This window comes from Albidovulum sp. (genome assembly GCF_049646345.1).
Taxonomy (GTDB): domain Bacteria; phylum Pseudomonadota; class Alphaproteobacteria; order Rhodobacterales; family Rhodobacteraceae; genus Albidovulum.
The window spans coordinates 1-1,616 of the sequence record NZ_JBARVQ010000206.1; the positions used below are offsets into that span (position 1 = coordinate 1).

The window sequence follows — 1,616 nt, forward strand, 5'->3', positions numbered from 1 at the left end:
GGTTGTGAGACGCAGACGTTGAGAAAAACCCAAGAAATATTGGCATATTTGCGGATTTCCGGAGCGAGTTCATCCGCCAGATTGGCGCTTCCGTTGAGCCGGCGAGGGCTGCGTCTGGCCGCGATCATTTTGGTCATGTTTTGGAATTCCGCAGCTTTCGCACAACCAAAGGTGATTCGCTGCCTGCCGCCCGAGGTGCCGGTCACCGACCTCCCTGAGGCGGTTCTCGCCGAGTATCGCGCAGAAATCTCGGCCGAGTTCGAGGCCTACTTTGCGGCCGTCAGCACCCACATCACCTGTCTCGACACAGAGCGCAGTCGCGCTTTGTCGGAAGCCCGCGTGGCCACCGAGGCCTATTCCGCCTTCCTCAACATCACCCCAGCCCAGAAGGACCTCCCGTGAAACCTCTCCTCCCTGCCCTGCTCCTTGGTGTCGGTCTGTCAACTGCAACCGTCACCCCGGCTGCGGCTTACCCCGTCGATTGCGCGATCCTGCTGTGTCTCGCCGGGGGCTGGCCTACATCCGCCGAATGCGCCCATGCCCGCGCGGTCTTTATCCGCCGCATCACGCCTTGGCCCATTTAGCCACCGCTGCAGATCTGGAACTGTCCGATGCGGGCAAGTTTCCGGGGCGAGGCAAAACCGATCGAGCGACTGTTCGACATCGCCGTTCGCGGTGAGCCAATGCCGTTCGTCTCAATCCCGGAAACGCCGTTGGCGCTTCAGCTTGTCCAGGATCGCGCGGATGTCGACATCTCCGATCCGGCGTTTGACTTCGTCCGCTCGATCCGTGTGTTCGAGATCACCTACCAGCAGCGACGCAGCTCTGATGGCGACTGCAACAGCTGGGGCGCCGTGTACATGGGCACCTATGGCCCTCAAGGCGACTACAGCCGTCGTCGGAGCAGCGTGTCTGCGGTTCCTACCGAGTCAGATCTCGCCGTGCCGGAAGACTGCCGCAACTACTGGCACCGGTCCGTCTTCGTCGAATGGCGCGACTATGAAGGCAGCTACGGACACGAAGAGGTTCACTATTGAGAACCTGAACGAATGCCCTGCCCCGAAACGATCGAAAGACGCAACCCCCAGAAACAGAAACGACGCCAGACCATAGGCCCGACGCCGCACTGATTTCCTCGTGGTAGTGGGAATTTAGCGCGAGCTTTGGACCCGTTCAACCGGCAAATGCGTTTGCCGGAACGAAATTTTTCACGCCTCACGGTCTGGTGTCGCCCCAAGACGGAACGACACATCATGGAACTCACGACCGGCGCCATCCTGCGCCGCATCACCGAAACCCCGCTTTCCACGGCGGCCCATAAGCTCGCGACGATCATCCTCGATGGGATCGCCTGGAAGGATGGCTACAACGGGCTTGAACGCGGAACTGCCGCCTTCACCCTAGGCAGTCTTGCCGACAAGATGGGCATATCGCGTCAGCATCTGACCCAGCTGTTGGCGGAATTGGCGTCATCTGCCCTTGGGCTCTTGCGTTGGAAGCCGCATGGCAAATTCGCGCCTTGGCTCTTCCGATTTGGTGCTGTGGATAACCCTCCAACTGAGCCAGATCTCGTGTCAGCCACAGATGACACATCACTATCTAGAGATTCTAAGAAC

The 1,616-nt window shown here is 59.8% G+C and carries 3 protein-coding genes and 1 pseudogene; all 4 read left to right on the forward strand.

Features of this window, described 5'->3' with window-relative positions; all coding sequences use genetic code 11:
• The first annotated feature begins 171 nt into the window (after positions 1–171).
• Positions 172–402 (forward strand): hypothetical protein, encoded by a 231-nt coding sequence (locus WBB85_RS04970; RefSeq protein WP_432637521.1) that lies wholly within the window; start codon positions 172–174, stop codon positions 400–402.
• Positions 399–584: a hypothetical protein gene (locus tag WBB85_RS04975; RefSeq protein ID WP_432637522.1), complete on the forward strand. Its 186-nt coding sequence runs from the start codon at positions 399–401 to the stop codon at positions 582–584. The genes WBB85_RS04970 and WBB85_RS04975 overlap by 4 nt, the downstream gene beginning before the upstream one ends.
• 27 nt (positions 585–611) lie before the next feature.
• Positions 612–1,037, forward strand: a complete 426-nt coding sequence (locus tag WBB85_RS04980) for a hypothetical protein (protein WP_432637523.1) — start codon at positions 612–614, stop codon at positions 1,035–1,037.
• Between the two features lie 216 nt (positions 1,038–1,253).
• Positions 1,254–1,616: pseudogene (locus WBB85_RS04985) on the forward strand (hypothetical protein); the annotation flags it as partial.

Coding starts and splice junctions, on each gene's coding strand:
- WBB85_RS04980 (WP_432637523.1), top strand. CDS start 612: ATGCGGGCAAGTTTCCGGGGCGAGGCAAAACCGATCGAGCGACTGTTC.